We start from the raw sequence: 24,730 nt of genomic DNA on the forward strand, positions 1-24,730 counted from the left end.
CCATAATGGTATCACAGGAGTGGCACTGTTTGCCGAGATCATATCCTTGACAAAAGCAAATAAATGGTTCACAATAGCAAATAAAAAGCAGCCCTTCCCGAATGGGAGAACACGCATGCTCACTGAAACCATCGAAGCCAGAATTAGCGCCGTCCGACACTTCAACCGCTCCTTCACCCGGCAAATCGGCGTGCTGCGCGAAGGACTCTTGCACAGCCCCTATCCATTGACCGAAGCCCGCATCATCTTCGAGCTTGCCCAGCGCCAGGGACTCACCGCCTCTGACCTGGGCCGCGAACTGGGGCTGGACGCGGGCTACCTCAGCCGTCTCCTCTCCCGGCTCGAACAACAGGGGCTGCTGGAAAAAGTTCGCTCGGAAACCGACGGACGCCAGCGCCTGCTCAGCCTCACCACCCAGGGCCAGCAAGCCTTCGCCCTCCTTGACCAGCGTTCGCGCGACGAAATCGCCGAAATGCTCAACGACCTCAGCGAAGAGGACCAGCAGCAGTTGCTCAAAGCTATGGACACCATCGAGCGCGTCTTCAGCAAGAGCTTCAAATATGCCCAGCCGTTCATCCTGCGCTCCCACGAGCCAGGCGACATGGGCTGGGTCACGCACCGACACGGCGTCCTCTATGCCCAGGAATACGGCTGGGACGAGCATTTTGAGGCGCTGGTCGCTCAGATCGTCTCCGACTTCATCACCCACTACAACCCCGAACGCGAACGCTGCTGGATCGCCGAAATGAACGGCGAAATCGTCGGCTCCGTCTTTTGCGTGCAGGCCAGCGACACCGTTGCCAAACTGCGGCTGCTGCTCGTCGAACCCAGGGCGCGCGGCCTGGGGCTGGGCAATCGCCTCGTCGAAGAGTGCCTCCGCTTTGCGCGGCGGCGTGGCTACCAGAAAATGGTTCTCTGGACCAACAGCGTCCTGGTCGCTGCCCGCCACATCTACGAGCAAAAGGGATTCACCCTCGTCGCCCAGGAAGCCCACCACAGCTACGGCCACGACCTCATCGGCGAAACCTGGGAACTGACCTTGTAGTGTCGCTGAGTCGGCAGCCCAACTTGCAGCGCCGCCTTCCAGGCGGCTGGGGGCTGTGGGGACGTGGTACTGGTAGCGCCGCCGTCCCGGCGGCTGGGGGCTGGCCTGCTGGGACAGTGGCCTGGAGAGCGCACGCTCGCCCTGGCGCAGCGGTGAGCCGCCTGGAAGGCGGCGCTACAAGTGGCCTCCCCCCGATAGTCAGGTGGACCCAACCGTCAGCTTCTCTGGCATAAAAATTGGTAATATGATAAAGAAGAGCGAGGGTTTGCCCGCATCTCATCCATTTGGAGGCGAAAGACGGAAAGACAGTAATGGAACGGACTACTATGAAAATCGCCTTGCTCGGGCCGGTCTGCTGGCGCACGCCGCCCGTCCACTATGGCCCCTGGGAGCAGGTCGTCAGCAACATCGCAGAAGGACTCGTCGCGCGCGGCGTCAATGTCACCCTCTTCGCCAGCGGCGATTCCGAAACGGCGGGCAGGCTCGACGCCATCTGCCCCGGCTCCATCTACGAGCATCCCGAACTGGACGGCAAAGTCTACGAATACCTGCACATCGCCCACTGCTACGAGCGCGCCCGCGAGTTCGACCTGATCCACAACAATTATGACTATATGGGCCATGCCTGGGCGCGGCTGGTCCCCACGCCCGTACTCACCACCATTCACGGCTTCAGTTCGCCGCGCATCCATCCGGCCTACCGCGCGTACAATGGCTATGTGAAATACGTCAGCATCAGCGACGCAGATCGGCTCGATGGCCTGGACTACCTCGCCACCGTCTACAACGGCATTGACACCACCCGCTTCACCTTCAGCGAACGCCCCGGCGACTCTCTCCTCTTCCTGGGGCGCATCTCCCCCGAAAAGGGGACGCACCTCGCCATCGAGATCGCCCGGCAGAGCGGCATGCGGCTCATCATCGCCGGAATCATCCAAGACCAGGAATATTTTGACACCCTGGTGCAGCCCTTCGTGGACGGTCGGCAGATTGACTATATCGGCCCTGTCGGCCCCCAGGACCGCAACAAACTGCTCAGCAGCGCCTATGCCCTGCTGCACCTCGTCACCTTCCGCGAACCCTTTGGCCTCACCATGATCGAAGCGGGCGCGTGCGGCCTGCCGGTCATTGCCACGCCGCTGGGGTCCGTCCCCGAAATCATCAAGGATGACCTCAACGGCCTCATCGTTCCCGACGCCGAAACCGCCGTCGCCAGGCTGCCCGACATCCTGAAGATTGATCGCGCCACCTGTCGCCGCCACGTCGAGCAGCACTTCAGTCTGGACGCCATGATAGACGGCTATCTGAGCGTCTACGAGCGGATGCTCTCTGAGCGGGGGTAGCAGCCATTATCGGAACAAACGCGCCACCGGATACGTAAAGCCAGGCACAACATCCAACCCATCCAGCATATCGTTCACGCCCAGCGTCTGCACCGGCTTTTCCGCGCCGGGCCGCCAGACTTCAACCTGCTTCGATTTCGGCCAGATCAGCCAGACCAACGGCACCCCAACCGCCAGCCACTGGCGCGCCCGCGCCTCCATCTTTGGCCGCGACTCGCTGGGGGAAACCACCTCAACCACCAGATCAGGCGCAAGCTGCCAGAACTCATCCCAGGCCGCCGTTCCCGGCTGGGGCAGGCGATCCGTCCGCACAAACGCCAGATCAGGCGCAAGCACCGTGTCGCGCTTGCCAGGCGGGTTCACCTTGTAACCTGCCTGAGAAAGTGTACATTCACCCAGGTTATGCGCCTCTACAAAAGCCCCAAGCCCTACATGCAGCCGCGAGGCAATCGTATCATGGCCGCCTCCAGTCGGTGGCATCTTCGCCAATCTCCCTTCGACCAGCTCATATTTCCACCCGTCATTGGGCAGGCGTGCCAGATCCTCCGCTGTCATAAAGACCCCGGTTTCCGCGATAGTCTCTGAGTCTTGCGCCATAGGGAGCGCCTCCCTTCAGCCTTGCGTGCAGAGCAGACAGTACAGTCTACCACCAGCATATCACAACGTCCGCCGCGAGCGAAGCGCATCAACTAAAGAAGCGTCCTGGCAAGTTGCCTCAACAGTGCCGCCGGGAGGGCAGATCGCGCTTATCAGGCACATCATCAATGAAGGTCTGGGCAAACTCCATAAAGCGATAGACATCTGCAAACGTTGTCGCCAGCCCCAGCGAGACCCGCACCGCTCCACCGCTTTGCAGCCCCATCGCCGTCAGGAAATCATCATACGGTGGCCGCTCCTGGCGCGCGAAGTTTTGCACCACCGCATCTTTTGAGACGCCAAAGGCCATTTCCCCCGCCCCCGGATTACAGAAACAGCCGGTACGCAACGACAGGTGATAGCTGTTGGCCCGCCGATCCACCACGCGCTCATCCACCACCTTGCCGCTGGGGTCGAAGAAGTTCAGCGCAATCGTGCCGCCGCGCATCTGGCAATCACGCGGCCCGTAGACCTGCGCCAGCGGCGCGCCGTTGCTGTGGCGCAGCGCAAGCAGATGCTCGATCAGCCAGCCCGTCAGGCACAGCACGCGGGCATGAATCGTCTCGACGCCGATAGACTGAATGTGCTTCAGCCCGATCTCGATAGCCGGAAGACTGAGATAATTGATCGTACCATCCTCAAAAGCCGCCTCGTCATCCGCCATGAACAGCCGCTCGCTCTCCACCGAAACCGCCCAGATGCTGCCACCGGCAAACCAGGGGCGTTGCAGTTTCGCCACCGCCGCCTTGCGCGCAATCAAACAGCCAATGCCGGTAGGATAGCCAAAGATTTTATAGAAAGAGAGCGGCACAAAATCAGGATGGCGCCTGCTCAAATCAAACGTATTGGTCGGGACGAAAGCCGCGCCATCCACCAGTACATCCCAGCCGCGCTCATGCGCCCGCTCAATCCATTCCAGCGGATGCTGGACGCCAGAGAAATTGGACTGAGCCGGATACGCAAAGAGGCGCGGACCGCCGCCTGCGGGCTGGTCGAGCGCCGCAAAGAGTTCAGCCTCATCCACCCGCAGTTCCGGCGGCACAACCGACACATAGGTGACAGCCGCGCCGCGCGCCCGCGCAAACTCCCGAATGCCATTGACCGAATTATGGTTGTCGTAGGTGAGCAGGTACTGGCTCTCAGCCGTAAACGGGTAGGACTCGCCCACCAGCTTGAGCGCCCCGCTGGCGTTGGAAGTAAAGGCTACCAGATATTCTTCCGGCGAAGCGTGGAAATACTCCAGCACACAGGCGCGCGCCTGTTCGGCCAGTTCAGTCGCCGCGCGCGAGGTTGGATTATCCGAATGCGGGTTGCCAAAGACATGCTGGCTCAGCAACTCCAGATGCGCCCGCAGTTGGCGCTCAGCGTACAACCCACCGCCCGTATAGTCGAGGTAAATCTGCCCCTCTTTGTCCAGCCGGGCATACTCCGTCGCCCGCAGGTCATCCAGCAAGCGCGTGCTGTCATACGCCGGGTAGCGCCGACGGAACGCCTCCAGCGCAGCATCCATCTGCACCCTATTGGAGCGAAGTGAAGTCACGTTGCGAGCCATAGGCATCCTCCCATTCATCAAAAGTAGCTCTTTCCTCTAGTATGCCTGATAGCCGCCGTTTTGGCTAGGGGCAAGATGAGATGGAAGCTAAACTTAGGTTCTACCAAATCTGAGGTGTTGGCAAGCGAGGAGTGTTACTTGTAGCGCCGCCGTCCCTGGCGGCCACTTGTAGCGCCGCCATCTTGGCGGCCAGCGTTAGCCCGCCGGAACGCTGGCCCCAAGGGCGAACGCTCGCCCTGGCGCAGCGGTGGGCCGCCTGGAAGGCGGCGCTACAAGTGGGCGCTCGCCAGGGCGCAGCGGTGGCCGCCTGGAAGGCGGCGCTACAAGTGGCCCCGAACTTATAGATACTTGACGAAGTATCTGGTGAATGTTATAATCTCTCGTAGAATCATCCTAGCGAGGAGCCTTTCCGATGCCCACCTTACGAGACTTGCGTGAAGAAGCGTTTATGACGCAAGTAGACCTTGCGAAAGCGTGCGGCGTAAGCAGTGCCAGCATTAGCGACTGGGAAAATGCGAAGTCTGCCCCGTCCATGAAAAATCGTCGCAAGCTCATGGAGGCGCTGGGGAAGACGCCGCACGAGATTATGGAGGCAATCCGTGAAACCCAGAGAAAGGGGAGCCAAAGAGAAAGGCCCGCCGCCTAACTGAATCTTAGACGGCAGGCAAAAGTACCAGCCCGTAGGAAACCCGTTGAAAGGAACCCCATACGCCGGTAGGACCATTGTACTCGCTGGCGTATGGGCATGGCAAGTCACGAAAGGAGCCATGCTCATGTCGTCAACCACGCCCTTTGATGGCAGCCTCTTCGATTTCACCCTGCGCTATCAGCGCACCCCTGGCGCGCAATATCATGTACGCCCCCTCTCGCTCTTGCAGCAAGAAATGCTTTATCGCTGTGATGGGCGCGTCACCATCGCCGATTTGTCCGACGCGACGAAATACACCCACCCAGAAATCCGTAATATCCTCAGCTTTCTCAGCGCACACGGCCTCGTGCAAACCATCTTTGTGAAGCAGGATGCTTCACTCAAACCGGAAGCCTGGCTGTTCAAGCCGCCTGCTCAGCAGCAGATCGGTAACACGCCAACGCAGCCTCTCCCCCAACAACAGCCGCCTGCTCGCATCCGCGCTTCCTGAACAGCCTGAATTGGCAGCGCAAGCGCATACAGTAGCACAGGGCAAGATGGGTAATCTTGCGCATGACCACGCCGCGCCGATCAAGTATCATTGCTGCTGTGCGGCGACCACCACGGGCCGCGAGAGAGAAAGATAGGAAAGGAATACCTGTGCAGGAACAGCAACCACCAACCCAGACCTACGCCCTGGGACACGCCCCCAAAGAGATTCAGCGGTTACTCGTACAAGGTCAGATGATCAACCCATTCACACAGCACATGCTGAAAGAAGCTGGCATTACTACAGGGATGAACGTGCTGGACCTGGGCTGCGGCCCTGGCGAGGTCAGCCTGATCGCCGCTGAACTGGTAGGCGCAACCGGCAGCGTCCTGGGCATTGATACGAACCCTGACGTGCTGCAACTGGCACACGCCCGCGCTCAGGACGCTGGCTTCAAGCACGCCTCCTTCCTGGCCTCAGACATCCGCGAACTGGCCCTGGACCAGGAATATGATGCCATCGTGGGTCGGCTCATCTTGTTGTATCTGCCGGAACGTCTCGCCATCTTGCGCCGCCTCACGCAGCACCTGCGGCCCGGCGGAGTTGTCGCCTTCCAGGAATACGATATGGCTGGCGCCGCCGATACCACCCTGCCACACTCCCCCTTCTTTGAGCAAGTCTGGACCTGGATGACGCAAGCCTTCCAACGGGCTGGAGTAGAGATACGGATGGGGATGAAACTCCACAGCACATTCCTGGAGGCCGACTTACCTGCCCCACACCTGCGCCACGAGGCCGACATTGGCGCTGGACCAGACTGGCTGGGCTACGAGGTGCTCGCCAACGTGGTGCGCGCGCTCCTGCCGCTGATCGTGAAGTTTGGGATAGCGACCGCCGAGGAAGTGGACATCGAAACCCTGGCTGACCGCCTACGCGAGGAGATCGTCAGCCACAACGGCGTTGCCCGTTCCCCAGCCCTCATCTCGGCCTGGGTCCGCAAGAGCTAGCATGCCGCGCAACACCACTTGCCGCACCGCCTTCCTGGCGGCCACTTGTAGCGCCGCCATCCTGGCGGCTCAACGTTGGCCCGCCGGGACGCTGGCCTGGAGGGCGAACGCTCGCCAGGGCGCAGCGTTGGCCGCCAGGATGGCGGCGCTACAGGTGGGGTTTCAGTGTCTCCAAGTCGTCGCCTCAATCGCCGACATCTTGCCCTTATTCGCCAGCGCCAGCTTCAGCGCCGCCGCGTGCGCCGCCTCTTCGGCCTTGTTGTCCAGCGCGGACAGCGCGATTGGCCCGCCATAGCGATGCTCCAGCCCGACCTTGATCAGATAATCAGTAAACCAGGGGTTCTTCGGCAGCACCGGCCCATGCAGATACGTCCCATAAACGTGCTTATAGATCGCGCCCTCGTAGCCATCTCTGCCGTTATTCCCCCAGCCCGCCACCACCTTGCCCAGCGGCTTTGCGTCCGGCCCCAGGTACGTGCGCCCGCTGTGGTTCTCGAAGCCCACCATCACCTGCTGCTGCCCGCTGAAGTCGCACTCCATCGCCAGATGCGTCATAAATCGCTCGGAGCCGCCTTCCGTCTTCAGGTCCAGCAGACCAATCCCCGGCAGCGGATCGCCCCTGAACGGCCTGTACTCGTGGCCCAGCAATTGATAGGCGGCGCACACCGCCAGGAACACACTGCCAGCCTCAACTGCATCCTTCAGCGCCGCGCCCTTCTTCAGCAGATCGCGCGCAGCAAGCTGCATCTCGCGGTCAGCGCCGCCGTGTGACAGAATCAGATCATACTGGCTAAAATCGCTCATCTCACCCACCTCCACCTCGCGCACCTCCGTCTTGATGCCGCGCCAGTCGCAGCGCCGCTGAATCGAAAAGAGATTGCCGCGATCCCCCGCCACGCTCAGCAGCGACGGGTACAGATGGCAGATACGCAGCGTCATATCCTTGAGGTCGGCCATTCTTATTCCTTCCAGACGTGCGACACCCAGCCGCGCTCGGTCATCGCCCGTCGCAGTTCCAGCGTCGGCGTATAGCCAGCGAAGATAAAGAGCGAGCCTTGCGGCCCCGCCTTGCGCAAACCGGCCTTCAGCGCCGCCGGGCGATCATGAACCACCTCGATCTTCTCCTCCGGCACGCCCGCATACTTGAAGCGCATCGCCAGTTCCTCGCCCTTCGTGCCGCCGCATGTCACGCTCAGCAGATCGCGCGCGATCTCCTCAACCTCCACATCCCAGAACCAGGCAAAGTCCTCGCCATCCACCACTGTATTGCTCGCCGCCACCAGCACATGCTTCTGGCCCGGCCAGCCCTCAATCGTGCGCAGAATCGTATTATACGAAGTCGGATTCTTGACGAACGAAAGATAGACCGTCTGATCGCCCGCCTGAATCGGCTCCAGCCGCCCAAAGGCAGGCTTCACCTTTGCCAGCCCCAGCGCGGCCTTATTCAAATCCAGACTCAGCGCGTAGGCCCCGCCAATCGCGCCGGTCACGTTATAGACATTATGAATGCCCACCAGCGGCATCGTCAGCGCCGCCTCGCCCCCAGGCGTGCGAATGGTTACGGTCGTCGGCCCCTGCGGCCTCATCTCTGCCGCCGTCAGCGCCACATCCAGCCTGGGCCGCGCGTAGCCGCAGTTGGGGCAGCGATACGCCCCAAGGTGCGAAATATACACCGCCTCATACTCGAAATACTGCTGGCACTTCACACAGCGCACCGTATCCGCCGCGTGTTCGGGGACCGTCCCGCCCAGGCCACGCGCCTCCAGCCCAAAGTACAGACGCCGCGCTCGCATATCCGGGGCAAAGTTCGCCACCAGCGGATCATCTCCGTTCAGCAAGACTGTCGCGGCGGCGGGCAGTTCCCGAATGACGCGCTCCAGCCCGTTTGCCACCTTATACAGTTCACCATAGCGATCCAGTTGATCGCGGAAGATATTCGTGACCATGACCACATCCGGCTGAAGCTCCGGGATTGCCAGCGGGAATGTTCCCTCGTCCACCTCGAAGACCAGCAGATCGTCGTCCAGTTCGCCGCGCAGATTCGCCGCGTTGACTGCCACCGTCGTCACGCCTTGCAGCATATTCGCGCCTGTGCGATTCTGCGAGACGCGCAGCCCGTTCGCCAGGCCAGCAGCCCCGATCATCTGCGAAGTCGTCGTCTTGCCGTTGCTGCCCGTAATGGCAATCTTCTTCGCCTTGCTGGCCCCAATGACCTTGCGCAGCACATCGGGATCGATAGCGCGCGCAAGCATACCGGGCAGGCTGGTACCGCCGCCCACCTTCAGCAGACGCCCGGTTGAACCAGCCAGCTTACCCGCGCCCAGCGCCAGCGTCAGGCGCGGGCGCGGCCCGTTCCTCTTTTTTCCTGTTTCCCGCATCGTGTCTGGCCCTCATCTCTCTGCCAGGCGGGGATGAGTCGTTTCATCCCAAATCTGCATGTGGCGGAGCGTCTTACCTGTAGCGCCGCCATCTTGGCGGCCAACGCTGCGCCCTGGCGAGCGTGCGCCCTCCAGGCCAGCGGACCAGCAGGCCAACGCTGGCCGCCAAGAAGGGACGCGCGAGCGACCAACGGGAGCGAGGACCTCTCGCTCGACGAGGCATAGCCGAGGCAAGCGGCAGAGACGCGCGAGCGAGGCGCAGCCGAGCGAGAATGGCCGCGCCCAGCGCGGTCAAGCGGCTCTGGCGAAGCCCTTCCCGAAGGGGGCGGCGCTACAAGTCGAAACCCCAGGCATTCAACAGGATTTGGTATCATCCCCCGCCAAATTGGCAAGGTGAAGATAGCAAGAGCCAGACCAGAGATATACGGAAATCGTGAACGGCTCGATCCCCTCCGGCGATGAAAGCCTCCAGGGCAGAACTCAGGTATAGGCGGGCAGCACCCGATTGCGTCTCTGCCCCAGCAGCAGATAGAGCAGCGGGCCAACCACCGGTACCACCCAGACCAGCACCAGCCAGAGCGTCTTCTCACCACAATTCATTTCATCGCCCAGAATCATAAACGTCAGGACAATCGAGCCAATCACCGGCAAGAGCAGCACCAGCAGAAATAAACTGGTGATCGCGCAGCCGCCTGGGCCTTCTCGTGAGGTCGCCATTGCCTCCACTCCTTCTCTTCTCTAAGCGCACGCAAACCTGATGCACCCTGCGGGCAAGGACCATGCCAGGGGGACGACCAGGCTAAGAGCGCCTCACAAAACCTCCGCACGAGCAGGGGCGGGGTTGTAGCGCCGTCCTTCCAGGCGGCAGGGGTGGGGCCAACCGTCGGTTTGTGAGGCATTCTAAGAGCGATGGCAGGGCAGCGCGCGGGCCAGCAAAACAAAAGACGCAATTTGTTCCGGTACCATTGAGACAACAGTCCTATTTTTGCCCCAAATCCTACACAAGAAACCTGATTTATGGTATGTAATCACTCGGAGCAAATGGACGGACAAGCGCGTCTTCAATAGAGGGCTGGTCAAATTGGCATTAGAAATGCTTCACCCATGAACTGAAAGCCAGAAAGTCTGGTACATCAGCCTGATACGAAGACTACACGGACCCTGTACGGAGCAAGAACACCTGGCCGAACGCCCCACGTTGTTGCCAACTTGAAAGGAAAAAACCGTGAGCTATAAAGATGTGCCTCATGCTGCCGTCAACGAACTCATGAAGTGGGTGCGAAAACAAGGAAAACAGGTCGCCAGCCTGCAAACCTGGCCCCATCTGACGGGTTGGTCCTCGCTCCCTGACTGGTTTGCGCACATCAACGTACACCGTACAGCGCCGCTCCATGTTCGCATCAAGCGCAACGGCTACAGGTTTACCATCATCCACGAACCCGATGACACCCTCTGCCCAACCTGCTGCGCCAGCGCAGCCGTCACCGTTGTCTCCCAGGACGCCCCGACGCACGCCCCTGAGCGTGCGCTCGTCACCCAGCAAGGATAACAGCCTGCCTCTCTCAATGGCCGATTCGTCCGCTTCCACAAAATGCTCTCCTCACGCGCCGCAGCGGAATGCTGCGGCGCGTGGTATGCTGTATCCAGGGATGGCATTATCGTGCGTAATACGCATTTGGCACGCAGAAACGGAGCAGCAGGCAATGGCAACCGCAGTACATATCAAGACAACCGTTCTGCCAGGTGGCAAAATTGAAATCAGCGCCCCAGAACTCCCCCCAGGGAAGCAAGCCAATGTCTTCGTGGTCATCGAAGATGAGGAACCCAAAGAGAAGCGGCACGTACTCGATATTCTCTCAACAGTTCCTGGGCATCGTGTATTCCAAACGGCTGAAGAAGTGGATGCCTACATTCGGGAGGAACGTGACTCGTGGGAGCGCTAGCCCTTCCTAAACAAGGCTTGGTCTACCTGGATGCAAACAGCATCATCTATGCAGTTGAACTTATAGAACCATACCAAACCATACTTCGGCCCCTTTGGGAGGGAGCACGTACAGGAGTTCTCAGTGTCGCTACAAGCGATCTCACACTTCTGGAGATTCTGGTCAAGCCTCTAAAAATTGGGAATAAAGGTCTTGAAGCAGACTGTCGCGCGCTGCTAGATTCCCCAGATGTGCGGCTTATATCTATCTCCCATGCGGTGCTGGAGCATGCGGCTAGTCTCAGAGCAACCACAAGCGTCAAAACGCCTGACGCAATCCATGCAGCGACAGCCTTGATAGCTGGTTGTGAGTTATTTGTGACGAACGACAGTGCATTTAAGAAAATCCCCGGCTTGCCGGTGGCCTTGCTTAGTGAAATAATCTTGTCTCCATAGGCCATATAACATATAGCTGAAATCCGCCTGATAGCGCCTGGTAATGGCTCCGTAACAAACGCCAGCCACAAAAGACATATAAAAAGATAGAGAGATCAGCAGAAAGGAACAGCGATCACCATGTCAGAAACACTCTTGCAAAAGGCCACCTTTGGAGCCGGATGCTTCTGGGGCGTCGAAGCCGCGTACCGTCAGGTCAAAGGCGTCGTCTCTACCGAAGTCGGCTACGAAGGCGGCACATTCGATACACCCACCTATCGGGATGTCTGCACCGATCAAACCGGCCATGCTGAAGTCGTCGAAGTCACCTACGACCCCGCGCGGGTCTCCTATGAGGAGCTGCTTAACGTCTTTTGGGACAACCACAACCCCACCCAACTCAACCGCCAGGGGCCAGACACTGGCACACAATACCGCTCGGTCATCTTCTTCCACACCCCGGAGCAGCAGGCAGCGGCCACCGCCTCCAAAGAGGCGCTGGCGCGATCTGAACGCTACAAAAAGCCCATCGTCACCGAGATCACCCCGGCAGGCGCCTTCTACAAAGCCGAAGACTATCACCAGCAGTACCTGGAAAAGCGCGGCCTCTCAAGCTGCCACCTCGGCTGATACCACATCCCGCCGTCCCGGCGGCCAACTCGGCCAACTCGTAGCGCCGCCGTCCCGGCGGCCACTGCCGCGCCAGGGCGCGCGTGCGCCCTCCAGCGCGAACGTATCAGCAGGCCAACGGTGAGCCGCCAAGAGGGCGGCGCTACGGGTTGGCAGAAGCCAGGCGGGTTACTTGTAGCGCCGCCTTCCAGGCGGCCAACGCTGCGCCAGAGCGAGCGTGCGCCCTCCAGCGCGAACGTATCAGCAGGCCAACGCTGGCCGCCAAGATGGCGGCGCTACAAGTAACAGACCTCGCTTGCCAACACCTCAGATTTGGTGGAACTGCCAGGCGGCATATCCAGTTGCAGAAATCCGCGCCAGGGTGTAGAATTGGGTGAAAGCTTTATCGCAATCACCTGCCAGACGCAAGCGCACACCCGTTCGATCAATCCGCGCTCTGGCGGTTGGGTGTAATGCTGAGCGTATATGCAGTGTGAGGAAGAAATGATATGAAACGCACCTGGCAACCCAAACGTATACCTCGTAAAAGGGAACATGGTTTTCTCAAGCGCATGTCCACACGCGGAGGCCGCAAAGTGCTGCGCGCCCGGCGGCTCAAGGGCCGCTGGCGGCTGACCGTCGTGTAGCAGCGCGGGCGCGCAGCCCAGGCGCGGGCGCCAAGGCGGGAGGCGCGCGAGTGATCTGCGAGACGAGAAGGAGAGGCATGCAGGCGGAAACGCAGGAGATGCTCCGACCCAGGATTCTACAGAATGCGCACAAACCGGCTCGCTTGAAAAAAGCGCGCCAGTTTCAGCATGTCCGCCAGCAGGGGCGCTCAGTGGGCAGCGCCTTGCTGACACTGGGTTGGGCGCCCAACGCCCTCGCCTTTTGCCGCTGCGGCTATACGGTGGGCAAGCGCGTCGGCGGGGCCGTCACCCGCAATCGCGTCAAGCGCCGCCTGCGTGAAATCATCCGCCTGGCAATCAAGGCAGGCCATGTTGCCCCCGGCTACGATCTCGTCTTGATTGCGCGGACCGGCGCCGCGCAGGCAACCTACGAACAACTTGCCACCGATGTCACTCATCTGCTGCAACGCGCCCATCTCTGGCAGGCTGACTCGCCGGAAGGACTCGTTCTATCATGAAATATGTCGCGCTCGGCCTCATTCGTTTCTATCAAAAGTTCATCTCGCCCATGACACCGCCGAGTTGCCGGTTTGAGCCTACCTGCTCGCACTACGGCTACGAAGCCATCCAGAAACACGGCTTCTTTCGTGGTGGCTGGCTGACTATCAAACGCATCGGGCGCTGCCACCCATTTTATAACGGCAATTTGTATGATCCCGTACCCTGAGAAGGGTACGCCGATGGCGCAGCAAGGAGTTTGGGGTGAGCTATCAATCGCTCATAGTGTGGTATCATCAGCTAGCATTTATCCATCATCGTCCCGCTAGTGGCGCAGCGCCTCGGAAGCGCTCGGCCAGCGCAGGGGAGGGCTTCGCGTGGACTTGTTAACGATACTCAGAGATATTTTCTACTTACCTATCTTCAACGTTCTGATGTTCCTGTTCTGGCTGGTCCGCGACTTCGGGCTGTCCATCGTCTTGCTCACCATCATGGTCCGTATGGCCCTGGTGCCGCTGACCTTCAAGCAACTGCGCTCCCAGCGCAGGATGATGGAGCTTCAGCCGCAGTTGAACGCCCTGAAGGCCCAGTATGGCGACGACAAGCAGGGCTTTGCCAGGGCGCAAATGCAGTTCATGAAGGAAAATAACGTCAGCATGCTTGGCGGCTGCCTGCCCTTGCTCGTCCAGCTTCCTTTCCTGTATGGCCTGTTCTACGCCCTCAGCAGCGGCGTGAGATCAAACCCAGGGGAAACGATTGCGCAGCATGTCCAGCGCATGAATGGCGATCTCTATCCCTTCATGCACTTTGCCAGCGTCACCCTGCCGGGCGGCTTGCATCCGCTGAATACCCTGCTGGAGTGGTTTAGCTGGCTGCCGGGGCATCCGGTGCTTGATCTCAGCCTCGCCGACCCCACCCATATACTGCCGATTTTGGCCGCGCTCTTCACCTTCATTCAGGTGCGCATGATCCAGGGCGTGCGCAAGCCGCCGCAGCTTGAACCAGGGGCCGACCCCAAGAAAGTCGCTCAGGCAAACGTCCAGCAGCAGACGATGAGCCTGATGACCTACATCACCCCGTTCTTCACACTCTTCATCGCCTGGCAGTATGCCGCTGGCCTCTCGCTCTACTGGGTCGTTGGCACGTTGTTTGCCGTGGGACAGCAGTACGTCATCTACGGCTGGGGCAGCCTCTTCAAGGGCATTCCCCGCCTGGATGAATGGGCAGCGAAAAAGAACGCCGAACGCGAGGCGCGCCGCGAGGCAAAGCTCATCGCCAAAGGCGTCATCTCCGCGCCCACCGTCGTTGAAAGCAGCCTGGTGTCGAAAAACGGCGCGGCAAAGAACGCCGGGGGCGGCGGACGCCGCAAGGACTGGATTGACCAGGCCAAAGGAGAGACAGAACAGGCGTCCAGGGGAAAAGAGCGCGCCCAAAGCGCGCGCCCATTCCCCTCGCTGATGAAACCGAAAGAAAGTCCCGCAACGGCCAACCCGCCAAAGGCCGCGCCCCCGGCCCCCAATGGGGCAGCCAATGGCAGCAAAACCGATACAAAAACCAGCGCGGGTGTCGGAACAGCGCCCAAGGGCGGCGGCCCGACCACTCCCCCCAGGGCGGGCGGAGCGCCGCACAACCAGCGGAGGGGCCAGTCGCGCAGTGGCAATATACCCAGGCCAAAGGGAGGCAAAAAATAGGTGGACAGTGTCGAAGCCAGCGGCAAAACCATTGATGACGCCGTACTCCAGGCATTAGCGCGCCTGGGCAGACGCCGCGATGAGGTCAATATCGAAGTCCTGCAAGAACCCAGCCGAGGCTCGTTCGGCCTGGGCATCCGTGATGCGCGCGTTCGGGTCACGCTCAAACAGCGACGGCCATCATCCGGCGCGATCATCACCCCCGAAATGGCCGACGCGCTGCTTGGCTTCAGCGAACCCGCTCCTCCTCCGGCTGCGCCAGGACGCGCCCAGCAAACGCCAAAGCAGAGCCAGCCACGCCCGCCCATCGGCCCCCAGCCTGACGAAGAAGAAGAGGACGAGGAGGAAGAGTATCTGGAGGACGAGGAGGAAGAAGAGGAGTATCTGGAAGAAGGCGAAGAATATCTAGAGGACGAGGAGGAAGAAGAGGAAGAAGAGGAAGAAGTGTTCCCCGGCCTGCGCAGCCGCGCGGCTGTCGCTTCAGACCTCGAAACCTTCGAGGAAGAAGAAGAACTCCTCGAAGGCGAGACTGGCCCGGTCAGCCGCGAAGTCGTCTCCACCTCGGTAGAAGTGCTGCAAACCATCCTGCATCACATGGGCATTCGCGGGCAGGTCGAAGTGCGCAGCCGCGACCCGCTCACCCTCAACGTGCGCATGGAAGACGGCCTCGGCCTGCTCATCGGGCGGCGCGGCGAAACGCTCGCCTCGCTCCAGTTGCTCGTCAACCTTATCGTCAGCCACCAGATCAAACACCGCCAGCGCGTCATCGTAGACGTAGAAGACTACCGGCTGCGCCGCGAAGAAAACCTGCGCCAGCTTGCCTTCCGTATCGCCCAGCAGGTGCGCCAGTCGCGGCGGGCCATCCCCCTGGAAGCCATGCCCGCCAACGAGCGCCGCATCATCCACATGGCCCTTTCCGACAGCAACGACGTGATGACCCACAGCGAAGGCGAAGGCGACCAGCGCCGCGTCATCATCTCCCTGCGCCGCACCACCGGCAGATAAGCCGACCACATCACGCTACACAAAGCGGCGACCCGTTGGGGGTCGCCGCCTTCTCTTGCCCCTTGATGCACGCACCACACCCAAATCCTGCTGCGTGCTTGCGGCTACCACTTGTAGCGCCGCCTTCCAGGCGGCCAACGCTTCGCCAGCGCGAACGCTGCCCTCCAGGCCAACGTACCAGCAGGCCAGCGTTGAGCCGCCGGGAGGGACACGCGAGCGACCAACGGGAGCGAGACTGCCGAGGCCCAGCTGAGGCAAGCGGCCCTTCCCGAAGGGGAGCGGCGCTACGGCTGGCCGCCGGGACGGCGGCGCTACAGGTTCGCGCCTGGGCCAGGCACGCATCTTGCTGCGAAGCACCCGCTACTCCTGCCATCCGACGTTGATGCGCCGGGACCGCTGGAACCATCTCTAAGAATGCCTCACACAACCGACGGTTGGTCCCACCCCTGCCGCCTGGAAGGACGGCGCTACAACCCCGCCCCTGCTCGTGTGGAGGTTTTGTGAGGCGCTCTCAGCCGCCTCAACGACAAAAGAAGAAAGAAGAAAGAAGGGACACGCGATGCGGTACCGACCACTGCGTTCCACCAGGAAGGCGCAAACCTTCACGCGCCGATTGCGTCTTTCGGGCAGCGTCATCGTGCTGGTGATGCTAGCCCTGCTGACCGCCTCGTCCAGCGCCCAGGCAGGCGGCGCAGCCGCTTTTATCGGCAATGCGGCTGGCGTGAACGGCAACGTCAACGGCCAGGAGATTCTGGCCGCTTCTGTCACCCTGCCACCCGACGGCGCTCCTCAACAAGCCTCACAGGCAACCTTCAGTGTCGAAAACCTGCTCAGCTCGGCTGCGCTCAAGGCAAGCACCGCTCTGGAAGGGGGTACGGTGCGTGCTGACGCCTCCCTGGAGGACATCCAGGTCACGATTGCCGGGAATACGATCACCGCAGACGCGGGAAAGGCGGAGGCCACCGGAACCTGCGTGAATGGCAACGCCGACCTGAAAAACAGCTCCACCGTCACCAATCTGATCGTGAACGGGGTGTCAAATCCCTCCTCACCCGTCAACTTGCCCGGCTTTGGAACGCTGACGAAAGACTTTTCCTTCCAGGAAGGGACCGGAGCATCAGCCGGTATCCAGGCCAGCGCCTTACACATCGCTTCCACCGACAATACGCAGTTTCTCGATTTCGCCTTCACAAGCGTTCATGCCGACTGCGGCCTGGTCCCTGGCGCCCCTACCACCGGCGGCGGCCCCATCCCCCCAACCGGCGAAAGACCTCCCTGGATGCTCTGGGGGGCGCTGCTCACCACGCTCGCGCTGATTGGGCTGGTCTGCACGCTGGTCGAGCGCAAACGCTGGCTGCGCTAGCCTGGCAGCCAGGAGAGACCTATGCAAACGCGCATCCCACCACGAAGACCCCTACGGGTTCACTTGCTGAGCATCCTGGCTGGACTCTGGGCAGTGATCGCGCTGGCCGGTGTCCTGTTCATGGTCGAGCCGCTGGTATCACCCCCCACCAGCGCGCCGCCCGCGCAGGCGCGGCCTGCGGGCGCCACTCCTGCGGGCGCAGCGACCCTTCCCGAGCGTGGCGCGCAGCAGGGTACGGGATCGCCTCAGAAACCCGTACCCGTCTGGATCAACGCGCCCAAAGCCAATATCAACAGCAGCGTCGTTCCGGTGGGCATAGATGCTCAGGGCGCTATGGCAGCCCCGGAGGGAGCGAACAGCAGCCCGGTCTGGTTTCAGACCTTCTGGTGGCGCTATGGCGCGATGCCTGGGCAGATCGGCAATGCCGTCATTGCCGGGCATCTCGACCGCAAGGATGGCTCGCCTGCCATCTTCTGGAACCTGAGCAAGCTGGCTCCCGGTGATTCGGTGTTTGTTCGGACCGCGCTGGGCGTCACGCTCCATTTTGTGGTCACTGCCGTGACCACATTCGCAAACCCGACTGGCGGCGTCGCTGACCCGACGCTGCAACGCATCTTTGGCCCCGCACAGACCGCCAACCTGAATCTGATTACCTGCGCTGGCGACTGGACCGGCAGCGAGTACACCAAAAAGCTGGTGGTCTTCACCACCCTGGCCCCCTGAACCTCGCGCGCAAGCGCGGCCTGTTCCTTGTAGCGCCGCCGTCCCTGGCGGCCACTTGTAGCGCCGCCTTCCAGGAGGCAGGAGGGGCTGAGGGGGCGTGTACCGCCGCCTTCCAGGCGGCCAACGCTTCGCCAGCACGAGCGCCTGCCCTTCAGCGCAACGTTCCGGCAGGCCAGCGTTGAGCCGCCTGGAAGGCGGCGCTACAAGTGTACCCCCCGATAGGTGGTGGAACGCTTTCACGTCGAAAGCGGCCTGTTTTCAGGCGAATGTGCTATACTCGTCCATTATGACGAACGCACACATCGCCCACCAGCGACTCTTTCATCAACACCTTGCCCTGCCGAACTTCCAGAAGCCAGGCGATGTCGTCGCCTGGTTCGGCGCTGTCCAGGCCCAGGACTATCTGGGCGCGCTGTGGGCAGTCGGACTCCGCATGCCAGACGCCAGCGAAGCAGCGATAGAACAGGCCATCGCGGCTGGCGTCATCGTGCGCACGCATCCCATGCGCGGTACCTGGCATTTTGTCGCCGCCGCCGATATTCACTGGCTGCTTGCATTGATGGCCCCGCGCAATATCGCCAGGAATGCCGCCTGGTATCGTCAACTCGAACTCGATGACGCCACCCTGGCCGCCAGCAGCGCCGTCTTCGCCCGCGCCCTCCAGGGAGGGAAACAGCTTACCCGCCGGGAACTGGCCGCCGCGCTTGAGCAGACGGGCATCTCTACCGCCGGTCTGCGGCTCACCTTTCTCTTGAGTCGCGCCGAAATCGAAGGGATCATCTGTTCTGGCGCGCGGCGCGGCAAGCAATTTACCTATGCCCTGCTGGACGAAATGGTTCCGGCTCCCAGGACGTTGGCGCGCGAAGAAGCGGTAGCCGAACTCGTGCGCCGCTACTTCACCAGTCATGGCCCCGCCACCGTACAAGATTTTGTCTGGTGGTCAAGTCTCACCACCGCCGACGCCAGGGCCGGTCTGGACGTAGTGAAGTCGCATCTGACCCGGCAAGTGATTGACGGCCAGACCTACTGGCTGGCGCCGTCCACCCCCGCCGCGCCCGCCGATCCGCCTACAGCCTATTTGCTGCCGCCCTATGACGAATATACGGTAGCGTATACGGATCGCAGCGCCGTCCTTGACCCGGCCTATGCCGAACAGACGCGAAATGGCATCTTCAGCCCCATCATCGTCGTAGACGGGCAAATCGTTGGCGTCTGGAGCCGCGCCTTCAAGAAAAACGCGGTGGTCATTACAACCAACCGCTTTATTCCCTTGAGCGAGGTCCAGGAACAAGCTCTTGCCGCCGCCAGGAATCGTTACAGCCGCTTTATTGGCCTACCCGCTGAATAAAAATCTCTATCCGTTTCACCTGTACCGCTGCCGTCCCTGGCGGCGCAGCCTCACCATTCCAGCAGCCGTCGCTCCAGCAGCGCCTGCTCCGCGCGGTTGCGCGTCAGTTCCAGCGCCCGCAGCGCGGCGGCGCGCGCCTGCTCGCGGTGGCTGAGTTCCAGCAGCAGTTCCCCCCGGATGGCGTGGAAGAGGTGATAGTTTCCCAGGCTCCCAGCCAGCGCGTCCACCTCCGCCAGCGCCGCTTCTGGCCCCGCCACCTGGCGCAGCGCCACCGCCCGATTCAGCCGCACTACCGGCGAAGGGTTCATCTGGAGCAAGATGTCATAGAGGACCATAATCTGCCGCCAGTCCGTGGCTGCCCATGATTCCGCCTCAGCATGGCAGGCCACGATGGCTGCCTCCACCTGATACGGCCCAGGCCGCCGCGCCGCTGCCGCCTGCTCGATCAAACCGACGGCTTCCGCGATCATCGCCCGGTTCCACTGTGAGCGGTCCTGATCGGGCAGCAGCACCAGTTCCCCGGCGGGCGTAAAGCGCGCCTCGGCTCGCGCCAGATGCAGGCGCATCAGCGCCAGCAGGCCCAGCGGCTCCGGCTCCCCTGGCATCAGCCGCGTGAGCAGCGCCGCCAGCCAGCAGGCGTCTTCAGCAAGATCGCGGCGCGCCGGGGCCGCGCCGCCGCTGGCTAAATAGCCTTCGTTGAACATCAGATACAGGACCGCCAGCACTTCACCCAGGCGGTCTTCTAACTCGTCGTCGCTGGGGATACGATAGGGGATTTTGGCCGCAACGATCTTGCGTCGCGCCCGCACGATGCGCTGCGCCACTGTCGCTTCGGATGTGAGAAAGGCGCGCGCGATCTCCGTCGTCGTGAAGCCGCAGATCGCCCGCAGCGTCAGCGCCACCTGCGCCGCGCGCGAAAGCGCCGGGTGGCAGCAGGTGAACATCAGCCGCAGCCGATCATCCGGCTCGTGGGCAACCGGCTGGTCCAGTTCCGCCAGCTTCGCGCGATAGCGCGCGTCGCGGCTGAGTTGATTGAGCGCGCGACGCCGGGCCACCGTCAGCAGCCACGCGCCGGGCCGCTCAGGGATGCCATCCAGGGGCCAGTGTTCCAGCGCCACCACCAGCGCATCCTGAACGATCTCCTCCGCAACATCGAAATCGCCCAGAATGCGAACCAACAGGGCGGTGAGCCGCCCCGCCTCCTCTCGAAAGACGGCGGCAAGGGCGGCATGCGCCTCAATGCTCACTATGATCCACCGTCGGGCGGATTTCTACCGCGCCACCACCGGGCCAGCTTTTGGCAAGGCGCAGCGCCTCGTCCAGATCGGCCACGTTGATCTCAACATAGCCGCCAACCACCTCGTTGCCCTCAATGTACGGGCCGTCACGGACGATTGGCTCCTTCCTCCCCTCGAAGCGCACGGTGGTGGCAGTATGCGGCGGCTGAAGCTGATTACCGTCGCCCAGCTTCGCCGCGTGTTCCTCGAACCAGTGATACACCTTGCTGTATTGCTCGCTCCTCACTTCCTCGCTCGCCTGTTCCCATTCCCGCTGCAACTCCTGAGACCCACAGAACAACAGCACATACTTCATGGCCGATACCTCCTCTTTCTTGTTTCATCTGAAACAGAAGTAACTGCGCAACACTCATCAAATCAGTCACTTCTTTTTAACGACAAACAAGAAGGATGGGAAAACGACAACAACCGCGCCAATTGCTGAGAGTTGGTCTGGATAGTGCTTGATTTTCCGTCCGTGAGGGGCTATGCTGGGAGAACAAAAACTCCGCCCCTGGCGCCAGAGGTCGGCGTTGAACGATCAGCATGCGCAGAAAAAGCACGAGTGGACCTGGCAATAGCACAGAGAGCCGGATACAATAAGGCTGCTGCACTTGCATTTTTTCTGAAAATTGCTATGCTTGATAGAGAAGGTACACGGTTCCATTCCGGGGAGGAAGGCCAATGAGCCAGCGTCAGAGGCCGCCTGAGAGCGAGGCCGCTGCTACATTGGAATTGCTCGCGCTGCGCGGAGAGATAGACGACCTTGACCTCAGCGAAGGCCGTCTGAAGTTGCAGGTGCTGCAACTTCAGATTCAGATCGCCAACTCCGAGCGCCCAACATCCGGCCCCGCAAACGCGCCAGCCGCCGATGCCGCTTCGCTGGCGAACGCCTCCCAGGAGCGCCTGGCCGCTTTGCAGGCCCAGCTTGCCGACGCCCAGGAGCGCCTGGCGCGCCTGAGCGCCCAGAAAGAGGCGCTGACCGAGCGAAAGCAAGCGGCTCAGAGCCGACTGAACAGCCTCCGCGCCAACTTTCAGAGCGGCCCCATCGAGGCGGGCGCGCGCTCTCGCCACGAGAAAACGAGCAGCGCCAGACGCCAGCGAGGACACAGGCCGCTGATCGTCCTGCTTTGCGGGCTGCTGCTCATCGCGCTGCTGGGATCGCTCATTCGCATTGTGCATCTCTCTTCGCTGGGCCTCTCGCTGCTCTCTCCCTCCAACCACACCAGGAAGGCTGGCCTTCCCGAACAGCCGCCCTTCTTTACGCCAGCCCAAACCGCGCCAACCAACCAGGGCTGCCTGACCACCATCAAAGCCGCCTGCTACAGCCCTGAATACATTCAGCAAGCCTTTGGCCTGACCCAACTCTACAAAGACGGCTTCGATGGGCGCGGCCAGACCATCGTTCTGATCGGCGCGGGCAATACCACCACCCTGGAAGCAGACCTGCGCCAGTTCAATCTGGCCTGGGGCTTGCCCAACCTCCAACTCAACATCATCTATCCCGATGGCCCCCCGGCCCCCTACACCTGCCTCAACGGCGACAGCTTGCAATATATGAACACCCTCAATGTCGAATGGGCGCACGCCATCGCCCCCGCCGCGAAGATCGTGCTGCTCATCGGCTCCAACAAGGGCGGTCCGAAGCCGCAGGACAACTGTGTCCAGGCGTCCGTCCAGGACGACATCGCCTACGCGCTGGATCACTCCCTGGGGAACATCATCTCTGTCAACGCTGGCGGCAGCGAACTGGGCAATATCTCCGACACCGCCACAGAGAAAGCCAGCGAGCAGAAATATTTTGCCGCCGGGCACCAACTGCTCCAGCGCGCCGCTAAGGCCAGAGTCACGGTGCTGGCCGCCACAGGCGACAGCGGCGCGACCAACCCCAACGGCTACCCCAAGTTTGCCGCCTACTGGCTCAACCCCAACGTCTCCTGGCCCGCCTCCGATCCTGACGCGCTGGCGGTTGGCGGGACGGTGCTGAAGCTGGGCAATGACGATGCCGAAGACGCCTACGTTGGCGAAACTGCCTGGGGCAGCGCAGGCGCTGGCGCGACTGGCGGCGGCTTGAGCGCCATCTTTGCCGAGCCGGACTACCAGAGATCCGTCCCCAACCAGGACATCTTCCAGGGCAAGCGCGGCATTCCCGATGTCACTTTCCCGGCCACAAACCTGCTCATCTACGCATCCAGCTACTATGGCGCGCTCATCCAGGCCAACCCCCAATGGAAGCATTGGGATCTGGCGAACAGCACCAGCGCCGCTGCTGCCTGCTGGGCCGGGCTAATCGCCATCGCCAATCAGATGAGCCAGGAGCCGCTTGGCTTCATCCAGCCCGCCCTCTATGACCTGCAAGGCAAGAACATGCGCGACATCACCTCCGGCGATAACAGCTATGCCAACGTCCAGGGCTATCAGGCGCTGAAGGGCTACGATCTGGTCACCGGCTGGGGGACACCCATCGCCAACGTCTTTCTGCCCGCGCTGATCAAAGCCAGCGGGAACGCCGCTCTTGACTGTACCATTCACCTCTCGAACCCCTCTCAGCCCGCGCGCTGTTAAGCCCGCGCGGGAGAGCGCGCGCCTGTACCGCCGCTTCAGTCCCTATACACCTCGATCTCCTCGCCCGTATGCGTAAAGTCCATAATCACTTTGACGCCGGGCGCTCCGGCGATGTTCTGCGGATCGGCTGCAAGCAAATGCTCAAACAGACGCGGGGCAGCGTCATAAGCGGCCAGGTGCGAGATGACCCTGGCATAGTTTGCCGAGTCATTGAGCAGAAGCTGCATAGCCTGCTGGAGATAACTGGCTGAAGCGCCGCTGTGACCCGTGAGCCAGAGCTTCTTTCCTCCTCGTGTCACACACGCTTTTACCTCGTGTCCGAGGCCGCAGACGTTCGCTCGCCTGATCCCGTCCAGGTCCACCCCTGGAAGCTCAGGAAACTCCTCAGACGAGTCAGTACCAGCGGTCAGGCTGATCCCGCCGTCCTCGCGCACCACGCGCAGCGCCTGCTTGAGCGCGGAGCGGGTGGCGGAACGCGGGGTACACAAGTAGGCCACGTCAACGCCCTGTCCTGCGGTTCGCTCCAACAGGATGTCCACCAGTTGAGGCGAATTGAGCAGAGCCTCTGTATCCGCGACGATGCCGCGCTTGACGGCCCAGTCCAGCCGGGCTGCTGACGTATCAATGAGAAAGACCTGAGCGCACCCCTGCCCCCGCGCGTACAGCGCATTGAGCAACCCGATTGGACCCGCCCCCACAATGACCATGCGCTCAGGCGTGCAAACCTGTTCCAGCAGGCGTTGTCCATAGATCACCGTAGCAAACGGCTCAAGTAAGGGGCCGCAGACCAGGGGAATCCCTGCCTCATACGGGACCACCATGCCGCGCTCCAGTGCCGGTTGCTGTATCAGCAGATACTGTTGATACAGCCCCTCGGTACTGACTCCGAGTATATCTGCTGGATTGTTGGGGTTATTTGGCAAAAAGGTGACATACTGCCCAACGGAAAAATCGGCTGTTCCGGGGCCGACGGCTACGACCTCGGCCACCCCTTCGTGACCCAGGATGCGAGCGCCAAGCGGTCGGGTTCCGCGCAGCAGGTCTAAGTCGGAGCCGCAGATGCCGACATACAGGGGGGCAATCAGGATTTCCCCGGATCGTGGGCGTGGCGTCGGAACACGCTCGATGCCTATCTGGCCGGGAGCCGAAACAACCAGGGCTGCATGCGTTGACACAGTTTGCATCGCCTCTCCTCACGATGAGATCATACGAGATATAGTCCCGCGCCCTTTTGGAGCGATGGCCTGGATAGCTGGTTCTCCTGCTGAGCAGTATAGCCCATCACAGCGCCTAGTTCCACCACCTATCGGGGGTTGCCACTTGTAGCGCCGCCTTCCAGGCGGCTCAACGCTGGCCTGCTAGTGTGCTGGCCCGCAGGGCAAACGCTCGCCCTGGCGCAGCGGTGGCCGCCTGGAAGGCGGCGCTACAGGTGGCGCAGCGGTGGCCGCCTGGAAGGCGGCGCTACAGGTAACACGCCTCGCCTGCCAACCCCTCATGTTTGGCGTCCCTTAACCACCCGCCGCATTTGCCTTCCAACCTGGCAGCATGGTATACTGGGTGGCAAGCATTGGCCGAGTTCAGGAGGGGGAG

General features: G+C 61.6%; 29 protein-coding genes. 20 read left to right on the forward strand and 9 right to left on the reverse strand.

The features are described from left to right. The first annotated feature begins 115 nt into the window (after window positions 1-115). On the forward strand, window positions 116-1,045 hold the full coding sequence (locus VH599_14455; protein ID HEY7349514.1) for a bifunctional helix-turn-helix transcriptional regulator/GNAT family N-acetyltransferase: 930 nt from the start codon (window positions 116-118) through the stop codon (window positions 1,043-1,045). Window positions 1,046-1,371: 326 nt separating this feature from the next. Next, window positions 1,372-2,388 (forward strand): glycosyltransferase family 4 protein, encoded by a 1,017-nt coding sequence (locus tag VH599_14460; protein HEY7349515.1) that lies wholly within the window; start codon window positions 1,372-1,374, stop codon window positions 2,386-2,388. 6 nt (window positions 2,389-2,394) lie between these two features. On the opposite strand, the gene VH599_14465 is transcribed toward VH599_14460, so the two are convergent. Both VH599_14465 and VH599_14470 read right to left on the reverse strand, forming a co-directional pair. Beyond that, window positions 2,395-2,985, reverse strand: coding sequence for a Uma2 family endonuclease (locus VH599_14465; protein ID HEY7349516.1), 591 nt, complete (start codon window positions 2,983-2,985; stop codon window positions 2,395-2,397). 118 nt (window positions 2,986-3,103) lie between these two features. Next, the gene (locus VH599_14470; GenBank protein ID HEY7349517.1) at window positions 3,104-4,576 is read right to left on the reverse strand and encodes an aminotransferase class V-fold PLP-dependent enzyme; all 1,473 of its coding nucleotides are present in this window, start codon (window positions 4,574-4,576) and stop codon (window positions 3,104-3,106) included. Between the two features lie 131 nt (window positions 4,577-4,707). Here VH599_14470 and VH599_14475 point away from each other — a divergent pair, with 131 nt between their 5' ends. From VH599_14475 to VH599_14490, 4 genes are all read left to right on the forward strand, one after another. Further along, entirely contained in the window at window positions 4,708-4,920 is a 213-nt protein-coding gene (locus VH599_14475) for a hypothetical protein (GenBank protein ID HEY7349518.1), read from the forward strand. A 68-nt stretch (window positions 4,921-4,988) separates the two neighbouring features. After that, on the forward strand, window positions 4,989-5,222 hold the full coding sequence (locus tag VH599_14480) for a helix-turn-helix transcriptional regulator (protein ID HEY7349519.1): 234 nt from the start codon (window positions 4,989-4,991) through the stop codon (window positions 5,220-5,222). 127 nt (window positions 5,223-5,349) lie between these two features. Next, window positions 5,350-5,715 (forward strand): hypothetical protein, encoded by a 366-nt coding sequence (locus VH599_14485; protein ID HEY7349520.1) that lies wholly within the window; start codon window positions 5,350-5,352, stop codon window positions 5,713-5,715. Window positions 5,716-5,864: 149 nt separating this feature from the next. Further along, entirely contained in the window at window positions 5,865-6,701 is an 837-nt protein-coding gene (locus tag VH599_14490) for a class I SAM-dependent methyltransferase (GenBank protein HEY7349521.1), read from the forward strand. Window positions 6,702-6,863: 162 nt separating this feature from the next. Here the strand turns inward: VH599_14490 and VH599_14495 are convergent, their stop codons facing one another. Beyond that, window positions 6,864-7,658 (reverse strand): hypothetical protein, encoded by a 795-nt coding sequence (locus tag VH599_14495; protein HEY7349522.1) that lies wholly within the window; start codon window positions 7,656-7,658, stop codon window positions 6,864-6,866. 2 nt (window positions 7,659-7,660) lie between these two features. Next, a complete protein-coding gene (locus VH599_14500) occupies window positions 7,661-9,079 on the reverse strand; it encodes a MurT ligase domain-containing protein (GenBank protein ID HEY7349523.1) in 1,419 nt (472 codons plus the stop codon). Window positions 9,080-9,112: 33 nt separating this feature from the next. On the opposite strand from VH599_14500, the gene VH599_14505 reads away from it, so the two are divergent. Then, window positions 9,113-9,304, forward strand: a complete 192-nt coding sequence (locus VH599_14505) for a hypothetical protein (GenBank protein ID HEY7349524.1) — start codon at window positions 9,113-9,115, stop codon at window positions 9,302-9,304. 255 nt (window positions 9,305-9,559) lie between these two features. Here the strand turns inward: VH599_14505 and VH599_14510 are convergent, their stop codons facing one another. Then, window positions 9,560-9,796, reverse strand: a complete 237-nt coding sequence (locus tag VH599_14510; GenBank protein ID HEY7349525.1) for a PLDc N-terminal domain-containing protein — start codon at window positions 9,794-9,796, stop codon at window positions 9,560-9,562. Between the two features lie 508 nt (window positions 9,797-10,304). Between VH599_14510 and VH599_14515 the strand changes: the two genes are divergently transcribed. The 9 genes from VH599_14515 (at window position 10,305) to jag (ending at window position 15,864) form a co-directional block, all read left to right on the forward strand. Then, window positions 10,305-10,628, forward strand: coding sequence for a hypothetical protein (locus tag VH599_14515; GenBank protein ID HEY7349526.1), 324 nt, complete (start codon window positions 10,305-10,307; stop codon window positions 10,626-10,628). Window positions 10,629-10,782: 154 nt separating this feature from the next. After that, a complete protein-coding gene (locus VH599_14520) occupies window positions 10,783-11,022 on the forward strand; it encodes a hypothetical protein (protein HEY7349527.1) in 240 nt (79 codons plus the stop codon). Further along, window positions 11,010-11,456 carry a PIN domain-containing protein gene (locus VH599_14525; protein HEY7349528.1) on the forward strand — a complete coding sequence of 149 codons (447 nt, stop codon included), beginning with the start codon at window positions 11,010-11,012 and terminating at the stop codon, window positions 11,454-11,456. The genes VH599_14520 and VH599_14525 overlap by 13 nt, the downstream gene beginning before the upstream one ends. 120 nt (window positions 11,457-11,576) lie before the next feature. Further along, complete coding sequence (gene msrA / locus VH599_14530) at window positions 11,577-12,065, forward strand: peptide-methionine (S)-S-oxide reductase MsrA (GenBank protein HEY7349529.1); 489 nt, start codon at window positions 11,577-11,579, stop codon at window positions 12,063-12,065. A 488-nt stretch (window positions 12,066-12,553) separates the two neighbouring features. Beyond that, window positions 12,554-12,691 carry a 50S ribosomal protein L34 gene (gene rpmH, locus VH599_14535; protein HEY7349530.1) on the forward strand — a complete coding sequence of 46 codons (138 nt, stop codon included), beginning with the start codon at window positions 12,554-12,556 and terminating at the stop codon, window positions 12,689-12,691. A 77-nt stretch (window positions 12,692-12,768) separates the two neighbouring features. Beyond that, entirely contained in the window at window positions 12,769-13,188 is a 420-nt protein-coding gene (rnpA, locus tag VH599_14540; protein ID HEY7349531.1) for a ribonuclease P protein component, read from the forward strand. Then, on the forward strand, window positions 13,185-13,397 hold the full coding sequence (gene yidD, locus VH599_14545; protein ID HEY7349532.1) for a membrane protein insertion efficiency factor YidD: 213 nt from the start codon (window positions 13,185-13,187) through the stop codon (window positions 13,395-13,397). Before rnpA ends, yidD begins: the two co-directional genes overlap by 4 nt. Before the next feature lie 148 nt (window positions 13,398-13,545). Continuing rightward, entirely contained in the window at window positions 13,546-14,859 is a 1,314-nt protein-coding gene (locus VH599_14550) for a YidC/Oxa1 family membrane protein insertase (GenBank protein ID HEY7349533.1), read from the forward strand. Continuing rightward, entirely contained in the window at window positions 14,860-15,864 is a 1,005-nt protein-coding gene (jag, locus tag VH599_14555) for an RNA-binding cell elongation regulator Jag/EloR (GenBank protein ID HEY7349534.1), read from the forward strand. 15 nt (window positions 15,865-15,879) lie between these two features. Here the strand turns inward: jag and VH599_14560 are convergent, their stop codons facing one another. After that, complete coding sequence (locus tag VH599_14560) at window positions 15,880-16,221, reverse strand: hypothetical protein (GenBank protein ID HEY7349535.1); 342 nt, start codon at window positions 16,219-16,221, stop codon at window positions 15,880-15,882. Window positions 16,222-16,423: 202 nt separating this feature from the next. Here VH599_14560 and VH599_14565 point away from each other — a divergent pair, with 202 nt between their 5' ends. The 3 genes from VH599_14565 (at window position 16,424) to VH599_14575 (ending at window position 19,298) form a co-directional block, all read left to right on the forward strand. Continuing rightward, on the forward strand, window positions 16,424-17,227 hold the full coding sequence (locus VH599_14565) for a hypothetical protein (GenBank protein ID HEY7349536.1): 804 nt from the start codon (window positions 16,424-16,426) through the stop codon (window positions 17,225-17,227). A gap of 21 nt (window positions 17,228-17,248) precedes the next feature. Then, complete coding sequence (locus VH599_14570) at window positions 17,249-17,950, forward strand: class F sortase (protein HEY7349537.1); 702 nt, start codon at window positions 17,249-17,251, stop codon at window positions 17,948-17,950. A 97-nt stretch (window positions 17,951-18,047) separates the two neighbouring features. Then, window positions 18,048-19,298 (forward strand): winged helix DNA-binding domain-containing protein, encoded by a 1,251-nt coding sequence (locus VH599_14575; GenBank protein HEY7349538.1) that lies wholly within the window; start codon window positions 18,048-18,050, stop codon window positions 19,296-19,298. Between the two features lie 50 nt (window positions 19,299-19,348). Here VH599_14575 and VH599_14580 read toward each other — a convergent pair whose 3' ends face one another. Continuing rightward, a complete protein-coding gene (locus tag VH599_14580) occupies window positions 19,349-20,545 on the reverse strand; it encodes a DUF6596 domain-containing protein (protein ID HEY7349539.1) in 1,197 nt (398 codons plus the stop codon). Then, entirely contained in the window at window positions 20,535-20,891 is a 357-nt protein-coding gene (locus VH599_14585; protein HEY7349540.1) for a YciI family protein, read from the reverse strand. The genes VH599_14580 and VH599_14585 overlap by 11 nt, the downstream gene beginning before the upstream one ends. Before the next feature lie 368 nt (window positions 20,892-21,259). Here VH599_14585 and VH599_14590 point away from each other — a divergent pair, with 368 nt between their 5' ends. Continuing rightward, complete coding sequence (locus tag VH599_14590) at window positions 21,260-23,140, forward strand: S53 family peptidase (GenBank protein ID HEY7349541.1); 1,881 nt, start codon at window positions 21,260-21,262, stop codon at window positions 23,138-23,140. 35 nt (window positions 23,141-23,175) lie between these two features. Here the strand turns inward: VH599_14590 and VH599_14595 are convergent, their stop codons facing one another. Beyond that, complete coding sequence (locus VH599_14595) at window positions 23,176-24,324, reverse strand: alcohol dehydrogenase catalytic domain-containing protein (GenBank protein ID HEY7349542.1); 1,149 nt, start codon at window positions 24,322-24,324, stop codon at window positions 23,176-23,178. Between the last annotated feature and the right edge of the window lie 406 nt (window positions 24,325-24,730).

The organism is Ktedonobacterales bacterium (genome assembly GCA_036557285.1).
Classification (GTDB): domain Bacteria; phylum Chloroflexota; class Ktedonobacteria; order Ktedonobacterales; family DATBGS01; genus DATBHW01.

Coding starts and splice junctions, on each gene's coding strand:
- VH599_14455 (HEY7349514.1), top strand. CDS start 116: ATGCTCACTGAAACCATCGAAGCCAGAATTAGCGCCGTCCGACACTTC.
- VH599_14460 (HEY7349515.1), top strand. CDS start 1,372: ATGAAAATCGCCTTGCTCGGGCCGGTCTGCTGGCGCACGCCGCCCGTC.
- VH599_14465 (HEY7349516.1), bottom strand. CDS start 2,985: ATGGCGCAAGACTCAGAGACTATCGCGGAAACCGGGGTCTTTATGACA.
- VH599_14470 (HEY7349517.1), bottom strand. CDS start 4,576: ATGGCTCGCAACGTGACTTCACTTCGCTCCAATAGGGTGCAGATGGAT.
- VH599_14480 (HEY7349519.1), top strand. CDS start 4,989: ATGCCCACCTTACGAGACTTGCGTGAAGAAGCGTTTATGACGCAAGTA.
- VH599_14485 (HEY7349520.1), top strand. CDS start 5,350: ATGTCGTCAACCACGCCCTTTGATGGCAGCCTCTTCGATTTCACCCTG.
- VH599_14495 (HEY7349522.1), bottom strand. CDS start 7,658: ATGGCCGACCTCAAGGATATGACGCTGCGTATCTGCCATCTGTACCCG.
- VH599_14500 (HEY7349523.1), bottom strand. CDS start 9,079: ATGCGGGAAACAGGAAAAAAGAGGAACGGGCCGCGCCCGCGCCTGACG.
- VH599_14505 (HEY7349524.1), top strand. CDS start 9,113: ATGAGTCGTTTCATCCCAAATCTGCATGTGGCGGAGCGTCTTACCTGT.
- VH599_14510 (HEY7349525.1), bottom strand. CDS start 9,796: ATGGCGACCTCACGAGAAGGCCCAGGCGGCTGCGCGATCACCAGTTTA.
- VH599_14520 (HEY7349527.1), top strand. CDS start 10,783: ATGGCAACCGCAGTACATATCAAGACAACCGTTCTGCCAGGTGGCAAA.
- msrA (HEY7349529.1), top strand. CDS start 11,577: ATGTCAGAAACACTCTTGCAAAAGGCCACCTTTGGAGCCGGATGCTTC.
- rpmH (HEY7349530.1), top strand. CDS start 12,554: ATGAAACGCACCTGGCAACCCAAACGTATACCTCGTAAAAGGGAACAT.
- rnpA (HEY7349531.1), top strand. CDS start 12,769: ATGCAGGCGGAAACGCAGGAGATGCTCCGACCCAGGATTCTACAGAAT.
- yidD (HEY7349532.1), top strand. CDS start 13,185: ATGAAATATGTCGCGCTCGGCCTCATTCGTTTCTATCAAAAGTTCATC.
- VH599_14565 (HEY7349536.1), top strand. CDS start 16,424: ATGCGGTACCGACCACTGCGTTCCACCAGGAAGGCGCAAACCTTCACG.
- VH599_14570 (HEY7349537.1), top strand. CDS start 17,249: ATGCAAACGCGCATCCCACCACGAAGACCCCTACGGGTTCACTTGCTG.
- VH599_14585 (HEY7349540.1), bottom strand. CDS start 20,891: ATGAAGTATGTGCTGTTGTTCTGTGGGTCTCAGGAGTTGCAGCGGGAA.
- VH599_14590 (HEY7349541.1), top strand. CDS start 21,260: ATGAGCCAGCGTCAGAGGCCGCCTGAGAGCGAGGCCGCTGCTACATTG.
- VH599_14595 (HEY7349542.1), bottom strand. CDS start 24,324: ATGCAAACTGTGTCAACGCATGCAGCCCTGGTTGTTTCGGCTCCCGGC.